The organism is Streptomyces sp. WAC00040, from assembly GCF_056835925.1.
This window is the reverse complement of the sequence record NZ_JAKQZE010000001.1, coordinates 3,395,121-3,408,545: the sequence shown is the minus strand read 5'-3', so window position 1 is coordinate 3,408,545 and position 13,425 is coordinate 3,395,121. Positions and strand designations below refer to the sequence as shown.

13 protein-coding genes are annotated in these 13,425 nt (G+C 70.8%); 6 read left to right on the top strand and 7 right to left on the bottom strand.

Going from position 1 to position 13,425, the window contains the following annotated elements:
* The first annotated feature begins 32 nt into the window (after positions 1-32).
* On the top strand, positions 33-1,454 hold the full coding sequence (locus MDN94_RS15825) for a cytosine permease (protein WP_482727084.1): 1,422 nt from the start codon (positions 33-35) through the stop codon (positions 1,452-1,454).
* A 57-nt stretch (positions 1,455-1,511) separates the two neighbouring features.
* On the opposite strand, the gene MDN94_RS15820 is transcribed toward MDN94_RS15825, so the two are convergent.
* The 3 genes from MDN94_RS15820 to MDN94_RS15810 all read right to left on the bottom strand — a co-directional run bounded on the left by MDN94_RS15820 (position 1,512) and on the right by MDN94_RS15810 (position 4,119).
* Positions 1,512-2,618, bottom strand: coding sequence for a branched-chain amino acid aminotransferase (locus MDN94_RS15820; protein WP_482726435.1), 1,107 nt, complete (start codon positions 2,616-2,618; stop codon positions 1,512-1,514).
* A gap of 259 nt (positions 2,619-2,877) precedes the next feature.
* Complete coding sequence (locus MDN94_RS15815; protein WP_482726434.1) at positions 2,878-3,921, bottom strand: 3-isopropylmalate dehydrogenase; 1,044 nt, start codon at positions 3,919-3,921, stop codon at positions 2,878-2,880.
* A gap of 69 nt (positions 3,922-3,990) precedes the next feature.
* The gene (locus tag MDN94_RS15810; RefSeq protein ID WP_482726433.1) at positions 3,991-4,119 is read right to left on the bottom strand and encodes a hypothetical protein; all 129 of its coding nucleotides are present in this window, start codon (positions 4,117-4,119) and stop codon (positions 3,991-3,993) included.
* Between the two features lie 269 nt (positions 4,120-4,388).
* Here MDN94_RS15810 and MDN94_RS15805 point away from each other — a divergent pair, with 269 nt between their 5' ends.
* Both MDN94_RS15805 and MDN94_RS15800 read left to right on the top strand, forming a co-directional pair.
* Positions 4,389-4,727, top strand: coding sequence for a PadR family transcriptional regulator (locus MDN94_RS15805; RefSeq protein WP_482726432.1), 339 nt, complete (start codon positions 4,389-4,391; stop codon positions 4,725-4,727).
* The gene (locus MDN94_RS15800) at positions 4,724-5,449 is read left to right on the top strand and encodes a hypothetical protein (RefSeq protein ID WP_482726431.1); all 726 of its coding nucleotides are present in this window, start codon (positions 4,724-4,726) and stop codon (positions 5,447-5,449) included. Before MDN94_RS15805 ends, MDN94_RS15800 begins: the two co-directional genes overlap by 4 nt.
* A gap of 187 nt (positions 5,450-5,636) precedes the next feature.
* Here the strand turns inward: MDN94_RS15800 and MDN94_RS15795 are convergent, their stop codons facing one another.
* Positions 5,637-6,044 carry a hypothetical protein gene (locus tag MDN94_RS15795; RefSeq protein WP_482726430.1) on the bottom strand — a complete coding sequence of 136 codons (408 nt, stop codon included), beginning with the start codon at positions 6,042-6,044 and terminating at the stop codon, positions 5,637-5,639.
* 114 nt (positions 6,045-6,158) lie between these two features.
* On the opposite strand from MDN94_RS15795, the gene MDN94_RS15790 reads away from it, so the two are divergent.
* Positions 6,159-6,998, top strand: a complete 840-nt coding sequence (locus MDN94_RS15790) for a DUF1206 domain-containing protein (protein WP_482726429.1) — start codon at positions 6,159-6,161, stop codon at positions 6,996-6,998.
* Positions 6,999-7,098: 100 nt separating this feature from the next.
* On the opposite strand, the gene pruA is transcribed toward MDN94_RS15790, so the two are convergent.
* Both pruA and MDN94_RS15780 read right to left on the bottom strand, forming a co-directional pair.
* On the bottom strand, positions 7,099-8,730 hold the full coding sequence (gene pruA / locus MDN94_RS15785; RefSeq protein WP_482726428.1) for an L-glutamate gamma-semialdehyde dehydrogenase: 1,632 nt from the start codon (positions 8,728-8,730) through the stop codon (positions 7,099-7,101).
* A gap of 35 nt (positions 8,731-8,765) precedes the next feature.
* Complete coding sequence (locus MDN94_RS15780) at positions 8,766-9,692, bottom strand: proline dehydrogenase family protein (RefSeq protein WP_482726427.1); 927 nt, start codon at positions 9,690-9,692, stop codon at positions 8,766-8,768.
* Positions 9,693-9,863: 171 nt separating this feature from the next.
* Between MDN94_RS15780 and MDN94_RS15775 the strand changes: the two genes are divergently transcribed.
* Complete coding sequence (locus MDN94_RS15775) at positions 9,864-11,072, top strand: PucR family transcriptional regulator (protein ID WP_482726426.1); 1,209 nt, start codon at positions 9,864-9,866, stop codon at positions 11,070-11,072.
* A 4-nt stretch (positions 11,073-11,076) separates the two neighbouring features.
* Here MDN94_RS15775 and MDN94_RS15770 read toward each other — a convergent pair whose 3' ends face one another.
* Positions 11,077-11,664: a TetR/AcrR family transcriptional regulator gene (locus tag MDN94_RS15770; RefSeq protein ID WP_482726425.1), complete on the bottom strand. Its 588-nt coding sequence runs from the start codon at positions 11,662-11,664 to the stop codon at positions 11,077-11,079.
* Positions 11,665-11,761: 97 nt separating this feature from the next.
* Here MDN94_RS15770 and MDN94_RS15765 point away from each other — a divergent pair, with 97 nt between their 5' ends.
* Positions 11,762-13,327, top strand: coding sequence for an MFS transporter (locus MDN94_RS15765; RefSeq protein WP_482726424.1), 1,566 nt, complete (start codon positions 11,762-11,764; stop codon positions 13,325-13,327).
* Positions 13,328-13,425: the final 98 nt, after the last annotated feature.

Sequence of the window (13,425 nt, the reverse complement as noted above, 5' to 3'; positions counted from 1 at the left end):
TCACTCTAACCATGAAGATGAGGGGCAGCCCCATGCCGGTGGAACTGCGCGGAGTCGACACCGTCCCCGAAGAGGAGCGCACCAGCACTCCTCGCGATCTCGTCTCGATCCTGCTCGGGTCGAACCTCTGCCTGGGGGTGATCGTCTTCGGCTGGCTCCCGGTCTCCTTCGGCCTCGGCCTGTGGCCGTCCGTCACCTCGATCGTCGCCGGCACCGTCGTCGGTGTGGCCGTCACCGCTCCGCTGGCCCTGGTCTCGCTGCGTACGGCGACCAATCTGTCGACGTCCAGCGGCGCCGCCTTCGGGGTCCGCGGCCGGCTCGTGGGGTCGGTCGTCGGCCTGCTGCTCTCGCTCGGCTACACGGCACTGACCTTGTGGATCGGCGGCGACGTGGTGATCGGCACGCTGGCGCGCCTCGCGGGCCTGCCCACCGGCGGCCTCGCCCACACCCTCGTCTACGCGCTGCTCGCCGCCTGCACCGCCGTCGGCGCCGTGTACGGCTACCGGCTGCTGCTACGTCTCAGCAAGGTCCTGGCCGTAGGCATGACCGCGCTCCTGCTCCTCGGCATCGTCGCGTACGCCCCGGACCTCACCACGGCGGCGCCGCCGGACACCCCTTACGTGCTGGGGTCGTTCTGGCCGACCTGGGTGCTCTCGGCGGTGGCCGCAGGACTCAGCGGACCGATCGCGTTCATCACCCTGCTCGGCGACTACACCCGGTACATCTCGCCGCTGCGGCACAGCCCGCGCCGGGTGCTCGGCGCCACCTGTGCGGGGCTGGTGGCCGGGCTCCTGATCCCGCAGCTTTTCGGTACGTACACGGCTCTGGCCGCGCGGGCCGGGGCCGACTACGCCGGCCCGCTCGTCGCCGCGTCCCCCGCCTGGTACCTCGTCCCGCTGCTGATCGCCGCCATGGCGGGTTCGGTCGGCAACGCGGGGCTGATGCTCTACTCGATGGGGCTCGACCTCGACGCGATCCTGCCGCGTGCCACCCGAACCCGGGCCACTCTTGTGGTGGCCGTCATGGCCACGGCGTTCGTGTTCGCCGGCCACTTCGGCTGGGACGCCCGGTCGGCCATGACGTCGTTCGTGCTGCTGCTCACCGCGGTGGGCACCCCGTGGGCGGTGATCACGCTGATGGCGCACGTCCGCTGCGCGGGGGTGTACGACGCGGACGCCCTCCAGGTCCACAACCGCCGTGCACGGGGCGGCGTCTACTGGTTCCGCTCCGGCTGGAACGTACCCGCCACCGCGTCCTGGGCACTGGGTGCGACCGCGGGTCTGGCGGCCGTCTCCACTCCGCTCTACGAAGGACCGCTGCTCGGCCTCACCGGCGGTATCGACGTGAGCTTCGTCCTGTCGGGCCTGGTGGGAGGCGTGACGTACGCGGCGCTGCGGGCGGGCACAGCCCCCGCCGCCGCGCCCGCACCGGTCGCGGAGTCGGCGGCCTCGTGAACGCGACGGCCCGCCCCGGCCGGAAGCCGGAGCGGGCCGTCGTGGTGACGCGGGGCGTCAGCCGAGCTCGTGCATCCAGCCGTGGACGTCCTCGCCGGAGCCCGTCTGGATGTCCAGGAGCGCCTTGCGCAGCCGCATGGTGACCTCGCCCGGCTGTCCGCCGGACTGCGTCCACTCTCCGCGCGCGGACTTCACCCGGCCGACCGGGGTGATCACCGCGGCCGTGCCGCAGGCGAAGACCTCCTTGAGGGTGCCGTTCTCGGTGTCGGCCTGCCACTGGTCGATGGAGATCCGGCCCTCCTCCGACCCGTAGCCGAGGTCCTTGGCCAGGGTGAGGAGCGAGTCGCGGGTGATGCCCGCGAGCAGGGAGCCGGTGAGCTCGGGGGTGACGATCTTGAGGTCACCGCCGGGGCCCGTCTCGTAGACGAAGTACAGGTTCATGCCGCCCAGTTCCTCGACCCACTTGTGCTCGACGGCGTCGAGGTAGGCGACCTGGTCGCAGCCCTTCTGCGCGGCCTCGGCCTGGGCGAGCAGGGAGGCGGCGTAGTTGCCGCCGGTCTTGGCGTCGCCCATGCCACCGGGGACGGCACGGACCCGGTCCTCGGAGAGCCAGATGGAGACGGGCTTGACGCCGCCGGGGAAGTACGCGCCGGCCGGGGAGGCGATGACGAGGAAGAGGTACTCGTTGGCGGGCTTCACACCCAGACCGACCTCGCTCGCGATCATGAACGGGCGGAGGTAGAGGGACGCCTCGCCACCGTGCGCGGGGACCCATGCCTTGTCCTGCTGGACCAGTGCGTCGCAGGCGGCGATGAAGGTGTCGACCGGCAGCTCGGGCATCGCCAGGCGGCGGGCGGAACGCTGGAAGCGCTCGGCGTTGGCCTCGGGACGGAAGGTGGCCACGGAGCCGTCGGGGCGGCGGTACGCCTTGAGGCCCTCGAAGATCTCCTGCGCGTAGTGCAGGGTCATGTTGGCCGGGTCCATCGACAGCGGCCCGTAAGGAACGAGCTCGCCGTCGTGCCAGCCACGCCCCTCCGTCCACCTGATCGTCACCATGTGATCGGTGAAGTGGCGGCCGAATCCCGGATTGGCCAGGATCGCCTCGCGCTCCGCGTCGGACAGCGGGTGCGAGGAAGGCTTGAGCTCGATCGTGGGCGTCGTCATGAGTGCAGTGTCCTTCACCGGTTGTTGTGACGGACCGCGCTCACGCCCACTGCTTGGACATCCGAGCATCGCCGTGCGACACGGCCCACGTCCGATTATCGCCCGTGGGGATCCGCGCAGGGAACGGCGGGAGTACGGCCCAGGTTCTGATGGTGGCACCCGGGGGCCGCACAGGAAAAGCCGCCGGGCGCGGTGGAGAATGCGACCCGGCGGCTTCTGGGGTGTCCGGGGGACGCCCCCGGAAGTCTGATGTCCCGGGTCAGCTCGCTACTCGTACCGCGAGCGCGTCACCGATCTGGTCCGTGGTGCGGGTCGTGCCCGGCGCACGCTCCGCCAGGTCGGCGGCCACGGCCTCCTCGATGCGGACCGCCTCGGACTCGTGGCCGAGGTGGCGCAGCAGGAGGGCGACCGACAGGATCGTGGCGGTCGGGTCGGCCTTGCCCTGGCCGGCGATGTCGGGGGCCGAGCCGTGGACGGGCTCGAACATCGACGGGAACTCGCCGGTCGGGTTGATGTTGCCGGACGCGGCCAGGCCGATGCCGCCGGTCACGGCGGCGGCGAGGTCGGTGAGGATGTCGCCGAAGAGGTTGTCGGTGACGATGACGTCGAAGCGCTCCGGCTGGGTGACGAAGAAGATCGTCGCGGCGTCGACGTGCAGATAGTCGGTGGTGACCTCGGGGTACTCCTGGCCGACCTTGTCGAAGATGTTCTTCCACATGTGCCCCGCGTAGACGAGCACGTTGTTCTTGTGGACGAGCGTCAGCTTCTTGCGGGGGCGGGAGTTGGCCCGCTCGTACGCGTCGCGGACGACACGCTCCACGCCGTAGGCCGTGTTGAGGCTGACCTCGGTGGCGACCTCGGCGGGCGTACCGGTGCGCAGGGAACCGCCGTTGCCCGTGTACGGGCCCTCTGTGCCCTCGCGCACGACGACGAAGTCGATGTCGGGGCGGCCGGCCAGCGGGGTGGCGGTGTTCGGGAACAGCTTCGACGGACGCAGGTTGACGTAGTGGTCGAAGGCGAACCGCAGCTTCAGCAGCAGACCGCGCTCCAGCACACCGGAGGGCACCGACGGGTCGCCGATGGCGCCGAGGAGGATCGCGTCGTGGTGCTTGAGGGAGTCGAGCTCCGCGTCCGGGAGGGTCTCCCCGGTGCGGTGCCAGCGCTGGGCGCCGAGGTCGTACTCCTTGGTCTCCAGCTTCACATCCTGAGGCAGGACCGCGGCAAGGACCTTCAGGCCCTGCGCCACGACCTCCTGGCCGATGCCGTCACCGGGGACAACTGCGAGATTGATGCTGCGAGACATGTCGGCACCCTACTCCGCGTCCCATTCAATGACATGACACGTCCACCATATGGACGCAGCGGTCGTCGTTCAGTGACCGGTGGAGCCGCCGTTGTCCCGGCGGTCGAGGGCGCGCTGGAGGGCGGCGGCGGCGTTCCTGCGGTCGGACTCGCTGGTGCGGGAGGAGTGACGGACTCGGCGGGCGGTCTCAGCGGACATGGTGATCGACTCCTTGAGATCAGAAGAGATTTCGAGGCGCCGGAAGGGGCGGCGGGCGCGCCGCAGGGGTTGCCTGCCTGGGGGCGCGGACCCGGAACCGCCATTCGCTGGATCGAGCGAGACGTTCGGCTCCTACAAAGCTAGGTCAGCTCGGCCGCTCTGTCTCCACAATTACTCGGACTTCCTACTATCTGAGACGCGATCTTGCGTTGACCGGATGCATTGGCATCTAGATTGCTTTCCTACCTAGCTGGTGATGGAATACAGACATGGCCGCAGACCGCAGATCCAGCTGGCTCAAAGGCGTACTCGACCTGCTCGTCCTGTCCTGCCTCAAGGACGGCGAGAGCTACGGCTACGAGATCTCCAAGGCCCTGGCCGAGGCCGGGCTCGGCCGCATCAAGGGGGGGACGCTCTACCCCGTACTCAACCGCCTCGAGGAGGCCGGGCTCGTCACGGCCGAGTTCAGGGCCGCTGAGCGCGGGCCGGGACGCCGCTACTACCGGCTCACCGAGCAGGGGCGCGAGCACCTGGCCGCGGAGAGCGGGGCGTGGCTGGAGTTCCACAACGCCGTCAGGACCACGCTGTTCACAGGGGGAACGACATGACGACCGACCAAGCGGGGTATTTCGGGCAACTCGCCGAGGCACTACGTGGCGCAGGTGTTCCGGTGGACCGGATCGACGCCACCGTCTCCGAGCTCGCCGCCCACCTCGCGGAGACCGGCAGCACTCCGGAGGAGGAGTTCGGCCCGGCCGACGCCTTCGCCGCCCGACTGGGCGGCACCGCGCCCGACGTGGCCGGTCCCGCCGACGAGGCGGAGACCTGGACGTGGACCGCCGACATGTACAACGACCGCAGGCTGCTGGCCCTCCATGGCGACCAGGGCTGGGAGGTCGAACGGCTCGACAGCTTGGGCCGGTTCGTGTGCCGGCGTGCCCCGGGCGCTGCACTCCGCTGGGAGTACCGCCGCGAGATCGTCGGCGAACGGCAGCGTGACGGGCTGCTCGAACGGCTCGCCCCCGAGGGCTGGGAGCTGTGCGGCGAGTGGTTCTTCTACGCGTACTTCAAACGCCCCAAGGCGGCCACGGCAGGGCCGGCCGCCGCTCTCACTGCCCTGCCCGAACGCCCGGCCCGCTCCTGTTACATAGGGACCAAGGGGTGGCTCGTCGCCGTGGGCTGGCCGGTGATCATCGCCGTGATCCTCACGGCGTACGTGACGGACCACCTCGGGTTCGCGGTCACCTTCCCGACCCTGCTCGCCGGCACCGTCGGCATGGCGCTGTGGACCCGGCGGCAGATGACCAAGGACTCCGGGAAGGCCGTGTGACACCGGCGGACCGGCATCGCGGCCGCTCCCCCCGCGCACTCCCGCCGGGCTCCGTCGTACGCCGCGGGCGACACGAGGAACCGTGACGTCCGTGCGTTCCGCGGACACCGCCTCCGCGGAACGCCCGGAAGATCACTGCGGGCGGCGGCGCCAGAAGCCCGGCGGGGCAAGGGGAGTCGATCGGCTGCTAGAGCCTGCCGCCGGTGAGGCGGGACAGCGGGCCGCGCTGCTTGAGGCCCGCGCGACGGCCGAGCGCGTAGGAGCCGGCCACCGCGGTGGCGACGCCCGTCCCGGCCCCGGCCACGATCGCCTTGCGCGCCTTCACGAGCGTCCACACGAGGCCTGCCTTGCCGACCGTCGCGCCGGCGGCGGTGGAGGCCGCCTGCTGGACCGTCCTGGCCGCCGTCAGTGCCTTCTCCGTGGCCACGCCGCCGATGCCCTGCGCCAGCTCCCCGGTGCGGCGGGCCGTGTCCTGCGCCTTGGACGCCGCCTTCGCCGGCGCCTCGGCGGCCGACCGGGTCCGCCCCTGTGCGGCGGCGGCCGTCTTCTTCGTCGTCGTACGTGCCTGTGTCGTCTTCTTCTCGGTCTCAGCCATGCCGTTCGGGTATCCGCCCACGGCGCACGCAAACTGAGCGGCCGTCATCACGAGTGGCCGCCGCCGTCCCGTTTCCGGGAGAACCGCCAGGGCATCCGCGTACCGGAGGTGGCCATGAACGCACGCACATTGACACACACCGGCCGCGCCCGGGCCCGCCGGGCGGCGAACGGTTCCGTCGTCGAAGCAGCCGCGCGCTGGGGATTCGTGGCACGCGGGGTGATCTACCTGCTCGTCGGGGCACTGGCACTGCACATCGCCTTCGGCGGCACCGGCCGCCAGGCGGACCGCGGCGGCGCGCTCACCCAGGTGTCGGAGCAGCCTTTCGGCTCCGTGCTGTTGTGGGCGCTCGGTGCGGGACTGACCGGCATGGCGCTGTGGCGTCTCTCCGAAGCGCTCTTCGGTGCCGCGGGCGCCGACGGGCACAAGGCGCACAAGCGACTGCTGTCCGCGGGGCGCTGCGTCTTCTACGGGTTCGTCGCCTACTCCGTGCTCGCGTTCGCCGCGGGTGAGAGCGGCAGCGGCGGCGGCTCGAGCGACCGGCAGTCGCAGGACGTGACGGCCAGGGCGCTGGAGCTGCCCGGGGGGCGGTGGATCGTCGGTCTGGCCGGTACCGGCATCGTCGTCGCCGGTGCCTGGGTCGCCGTGCGCGCCGGCTTGCGCAAGTACCGCAAGCACCTTAAGCAGGGCGGGATGTCGCGCCGGACCCGGCGGCTGATCGACGTGACGGGCGTCGCGGGCGGAGTGGCACGAGGAGTGCTGTTCGGCGCCGTCGGTGTCTTCGTCGTGCTCGCGGCGCTCACCTACGAACCGGACAGGGCGAAGGGGTTCGACGACACGCTGCGGTCCTTCGCGGGGACTTCCGCGGGACCGTGGCTGCTGGCGCTCGTCGCCGTCGGTCTGGTGCTGTTCGGGGTCTTCTCGTTCGCGATGGCGCGCATGCGCCGGGTCTGAGCCGGACCTGACGGGGTGTTCGGCGGGCGCACATGGAAACCGCCCCCGTTCCGGCGTGGGGGCCGGGACGGGGGCGGAGCCTCGGGGGGCGACCGGAAGGTCAGCCCATGTGCGGGTAGGAGTAGTCGGTCGGCGGGACCAGCGTCTCCTTGATGGCACGGGTCAGCGTCCAGCGCATCAGGTTCTGCGGGGCGCCGGCCTTGTCATTGGTGCCGGAGGCGCGGCCGCCGCCGAAGGGCTGCTGGCCGACGACGGCGCCGGTCGACTTGTCGTTGATGTAGAAGTTGCCCGCCGCGTAGCGGAGCTTCTCCATCGCGTGGGCCGCCGCGGCCCGGTCACCGGCGATGATCGAGCCGGTCAGCGCGTACGCCGACACCGACTCCATCTGCTCCAGCATCTCCTCGTACTTGTCGTCCTCGTAGACGTGGACGGCGAGGATCGGGCCGAAGTACTCGGTCGTGAAGACCTCGTTGGCGGCGTCCGAGCACTCGATGACGGTCGGACGGACGAAGTAGCCGACCGAGTCGTCGTAGCTGCCGCCCGCGACGATCGTGCAGGACGGGTCCGACTTCGCGCGGTCGATGGCGGCCTTGTTCTTGGCGAAGGCACGCTCGTCGATCACGGCGCCGATGAAGTTCGACAGGTCGGTGACGTCACCCATCCTGATGCCGTCGACCTCGGCCGCGAACTCCTCCTTGAAGCCGGAGTTCCAGATCGAGGCGGGGACGTAGGCGCGGGAGGAAGCGGAGCACTTCTGGCCCTGGAACTCGAAGGAACCGCGGGTCAGAGCCGTCTTCAGCACCGCGCGGGAGGCGCTGGGGTGCGCGACCACGAAGTCCTTGCCGCCCGTCTCACCGACGATGCGCGGGTAGGACCGGTACTTCTCGATGTTGTTGCCGACCGTCTTCCACAGGTGCTGGAAGGTCTTGGTCGAGCCGGTGAAGTGGATGCCGGCGAGCATCGGGTGCTCGAGGGCCACCTCGGAGACGGCGATGCCGTCGCCGGTCACCAGGTTGATGACGCCCTTGGGCAGACCGGCCTCCTCCAGCAGCTGCATCAGCAGCACGGCGGCGTGGGTCTGCGTCGGGGACGGCTTCCAGACGACGACGTTGCCCATCAGCGCGGGCGCGGTCGGCAGATTGCCGGCGATGGCGGTGAAGTTGAACGGGGTGATCGCGTAGACGAAGCCCTCGAGCGGGCGGTGGTCCAGACGGTTCCACACGCCCGGCGAGTTGGCCGGGGGCTGCTCGGCGAGCAGGTCACGCGCGTACTTGACGTTGAAGCGCCAGAAGTCGATGAGCTCGCAGGGGGTGTCGATCTCGGCCTGCTGGGCGGTCTTCGACTGGCCGAGCATGGTGGAGGCGGCCATCGTCTCGCGCCACGGGCCGGCCAGCAGCTCGGCGGCGCGCAGGATGATCGCGGCACGGTCGTCGAAGGCCATCGCGCGCCACGCGGGAGCGGCGGCGAGGGCGGCGTCGATCGCGTCCTGCGCGTCCTGCTGGGTGGCGGCGGCGAAGGTGCCGATCACGGCCTTGTGGTTGTGCGGCTGTACGACGTCGACACGCTCGCCGCCGCCCATCCGCTTCACACCGCCGATGGTCATCGGCAGCTCGATCGGGTTCTCGGCCAGCTCCTTGAGCTTGGCCTCGAGGCGGGCGCGCTCGGGCGAACCGGGGGCGTAGCCGTGCACCGGCTCGTTGACCGGGGCGGGGACCTGGGTGACAGCGTCCATGGGTTCCGTTGCTCCTTAGCGAGGGGTGGGAGGGCTCAGCCCTTGGTGATCATCGAGCGGAGGAAGAAGAGCAGGTTGGCCGGCTTCTCCGCCAGGCGGCGCATGAAGTAGCCGTACCAGTCGGTGCCGTAGGCGGTGTAGACCCGCATCCGGTGGCCCTCCGCCGCGAGGCGGACGTGCTCGTCGCTGCGGATGCCGTACAGCATCTGGAACTCGTAGTCGTCGAGCTTGCGCCCGGCGCTGCGCGCCAGCTCCTGGGTGATGGCGATCAGACGCGGGTCGTGCGACCCGATCATCGGGTAGCCGTCGCCCTCCATCAGGATCTTCAGGACGCGGACGTACGCCTTGTCGATCTCCGCCTTGTCCTGGTGGGCGACGGAGGCGGGCTCCTTGTACGCGCCCTTCACGAGGCGGACGCGGCTGCCGGCCTCGGAGAGGCGGCGGGCGTCGTCCTCGGTGCGGAACAGGTAGGCCTGGATCACACAGCCGGTCTGCGGGAAGTCCTTACGGAGCTCCTCGTGGATGGCAAACATCGAGTCGAGGGTGGTGTGGTCCTCGGCATCCAGCGTAACCGTGGTGCCGATGGCGGCGGCGGCCTCGACGACGGGGCGGACGTTGGCGAGGGCCAGTTCGTGGCCGCCCTCGAGGGACTGGCCGAACATCGACAGTTTGACGGACATCTCGGCCTTGGTGCCGAGGCCGAGACCCGCGAGGTGCTCGATCAGCTCGAGGTAGGCGTCGCGGGCGGCGGCGGCCTGCTCGCTGGTGGTGATGTCCTCACCGACGACGTCGAGGGTGACCTCGAGGCCCTTGGCCACGGCCTCCTTGACGACCGGAACGACCTGCTCGACCGTCTCACCGGCGATGAACCGGGCGACGACCTGCTTGGTCCCCGGGGCGGCCGACACGAAACGGCGCATCTTGTCGCTGCGCGAAGCGGCGAGGATCACGGGACCCAGCACGGGGCACCTCCACGGAACAGGTGTTGAAGTGGCCGAAACCGGAAGCTTGAGGGAACGGCACGAAGAACCACCCTGAACCTAAGGATGGCGCGGTCGCCGGGCCATCGACAGCTGTCACGCATCCGTGTCCCGGATCTCAGACATATGTCTGAAGGGTGCGAGAATGAGGGCGTGAAAGGCGACTACCAGGACCTCGTCGACGAGATCTCCGCACTGCTGGCCATGCCGGCGACCCTGGAGAACCGGGACTTCGGGTTGATCGCCTTCGGCGCCCACGACAGCGACAGCGCCTTCGACGAGACCACCCTGGACCCGGTGCGCACCCGCTCGATCCTGACCCGCAGGTCGACCCCGGCGGTGCGCGCCTGGTTCGAGGGCTTCGGCATCACCCGCGCCACCGGCCCGGTCCGTATTCCCGCCGCCCCGGACGCGGGCGTCTACCGCGACCGGATCTGTCTGCCGGTCCGCCACCACGGCGTCGCCCTCGGGTACGTGTGGCTGCTCGATGCGGAGCCGGGGCCGTCGGCCGCCCAGCTGTCCGCCGCGATGGAGGTCGCCGACCGGATCGGGACACTGCTCGCGGACGAGGAGCGGGTCGGCGCGGATCTCTCCCGGGAGCTGCGGGCGGTTCTGGCGGCGGAGCGGGGCTGGCAGTACGACATGGCGGTGGCCGAGCTGGGCACCGGGCTGGGCACGGACGCGGAGGGACTGCACACGCTGGTGTGCGTGACGCCGTGGACGAAGGGCGACGCACCGTCCGTGCGTTCACTGCCCGGGGCCCTGGCCCTGTGCACGGTGCCCCTGCCCGTGCGGCCCGGCGGCGGACGCCCCGTGGAGACGGAGATCTCCGGCGAGGCACCCGGCGGTCCGGCCGGTGCGGTTGCCGCGCTCGTACGGCTCCGTTCCGCGGACAGCCTCTCCCCCGCGCTCTCGGCGGCGTCCCGTCTGGTGGACACGGCGGGCGGCGGCGAGGCGGCGGCCGGCGTGGCGACGCCGCTGCGCGGACTGGCCGGTCTGGGTCGCGCCTGGCAGGAGGCGGGTTCCGCGGCCCGGGCCGCGCGGGCGCAGAACCGGCTCGGGCCCGTCGCCCGGTGGTCGGACATCGGCCCGTACCGCCTGTTGACCGCCCTGCCCGCACAGGCCGCGGAGGATCCCGCGGTTCGTGAACTGCTCGCCCCCGCGCACCGCGAACTGGCCCGCACGGCGGAGGTGTTCCTCGACTGCGCCGGCCAGGCGGGGCGTACGGCCACGGCGCTGGGGATCCACCGCCAGACGCTCTACTACCGGCTCGGCCGCGTCGAGCAGCTCACCGGACTGGACCTCGACGACGGGGAACACCGGCTGCTGCTGCACATGACTCTCAAGAGCGCCCGGCTGTAGCGCCTCACGGCGTCTCGCCGGCCGCCTTCATGATCCGCCGCAGCCCCTCGGTGAGTTCGTCCGCGCGGGTCGCGGTCGCCGGGTCGAACGACCACTGGGCGATGAGCCCCATCATCAGCGTCATGTAGAACTTCCCGAGCGTGTCGACGTCCTCCTCGGCGACATCGGCCTCGGCACCCCCCATGAACATGGGGATGATGCCCCGCGCGCCTTCGCGCTGCGCCCGGGCCAGATGGTCGCGCACGGCGGGCAGTTGATCGCCCATGACGACGATCTCCATGCTCAGGTGCCACAGGGATTCCGGGCCCGACATGGTGGCGATGATGTTCTTCCAGACCGCCTGGAAGCGGTCCGTCGAGCCGGGACGCGTCCCCGGGGCCGCCTCCTCCGTGGCGTCGAAGTGGTCGGAGACGCCTTCGACCAGGGCGACGTACGCCTCCGCCAGCAGGGCGTCCTTCGAGCCGTAGTGATAGCCGATCGACGCCAGGTTGGTCCCCGACTCCTTGACGATGTCCCGCGCCGTGGTGCGCACGAAGCCCTTTTCCATCAGGCAGCGCTTCGCGCCCTCGAGCAGATCCTCGCGATGTCCCATGCCAGGCAGCGTACCGGCATGCCATACGAGCGTCCTACACAGATGTTTTATACTTTCGTTCTAGACAGTCGTTTAATACACCCGTACATTGCTGCGCATGACCCCACCGAGTACCACCGCGCCCCTAGCCGGCCGCCGCGAATGGACCGCCTTCGTCGTCCTTCTGCTGCCGCTCCTCCTGGTCTCCATGGACGTCTCCGTCCTCTACTTCGCGATCCCCGCCATCAGCCTCGAGCTGGACCCGAGCAGCACACAGCAGCTGTGGATCTTCGACATCTACGCCTTCGCCCTCGCCGGGCTGCTGATGACCATGGGATCGCTCGGGGACCGCATCGGCCGGCGCCGGCTGCTCCTCGTCGGGGCGGTCGCGTTCGGGCTCGCCTCCGTCGGCGCCGCGTACGCGCAGAACGCCGGAATGCTCATCGCCGCGCGGGCGTTGCTCGGCATCGGCGGCGCGACCCTGATGCCCTCGACCATGGCCCTCGTGCGCAACATGTTCCGCGACGACAGGCAGCGCACCAAGGCGATCGGCATCTGGTCCGGATGCATGGCCGGCGGCATCGCGCTCGGGTCCGTGATGGGCGGCGTGATGCTGGACCACTTCTGGTGGGGGTCGGTCTTCCTCGTCAACGTGCCCGCGATGCTGCTCCTGCTGGTCCTGGTGCCTGTCCTCGTACCGGAGTTCAAGGACCCGGCCCCGGGCCGCTTCGACCTGCTCAGCGTGCCGCTGTCGATGGGCGCCGTACTGCCCGTCGTCTACGGGCTCAAGGAGATCGCCGCGGACGGCTACGGCATGGGACCGGCGATGAGCATCACGGCCGGCCTCGCGATCGGATTCGTCTTCGTACGGCGCCAGCGGGTGCGTGACGACGCGATGATCGGGACGAAGCTGTTCCGGGCACGCGGCTTCGGCCCGGGCGTCGCCCTCAACACCCTCGCCATGTTCGCCATGATGGGCTCCGCCTACTTCACCACGCAGTACCTGCAGTCCGTGCTCGGCATGGGGCCGCTGGAGGCCGCCCTGTGGAGCACCGCACCCTCGCTCGCCGTCGGCGTCGCCGCCCCGGTGGCCGGCACGATCGCCGCCAGGACCGACCGGGCCCGGGTGATCGCCGCCGGCTTCCTGATCGCGGCAGCCGGATTCGCCCTGATGCTGCTGTCCGAGACCGACTCGCTGTGGATCGTGCTCGGCGCCGCCGCCGTCATCGGCTGCGGCATCGTCACCGTGATGGCGCTCGTCTCCGACCTGGCGCTCGCCGCGTCACCGCCGGAGAAGGCAGGCTCGGCGGCGTCGCTGCTCGAGACGGGACAGGAATTCGGCGGCGCGCTGGGCATGGCCGTCCTGGGCAGCATCGGCACCGCGGTCTACCGCCGGGACCTCGCCGCCTCGGCCCCCTCGGGCCTGCCGCCCGAGGCCCTCGACACCGCCCGCGACACCCTCGGTGGCGCGAGCGCCGTCGCCGTGGAACTGGGCGGCCCGGCCGGGGCGCAACTCCTCGCGACGGCGCGCGACGCGTTCGTGCACGGCATGCACGGGGCGGCGATCGGCGGGGCGGTGCTGGCGCTGGCGGGAGCGGGGTGCGCGGTGCTGATGCGCCGGGGCGTGCGGGGCGCCGGGGGCGGCGCGGAGGAGGGGGCGGCGCGGGGCGAGCTGGTGTCGTAGCCGCTGCGCAGGGCGTGTTCCCCTCCCCGCCCCTTCCCGAACCTGGGGCTCTGCCCCCGGACCCTCGCGCCTCAATCGCCGGCGAGGTTGAAATCCGA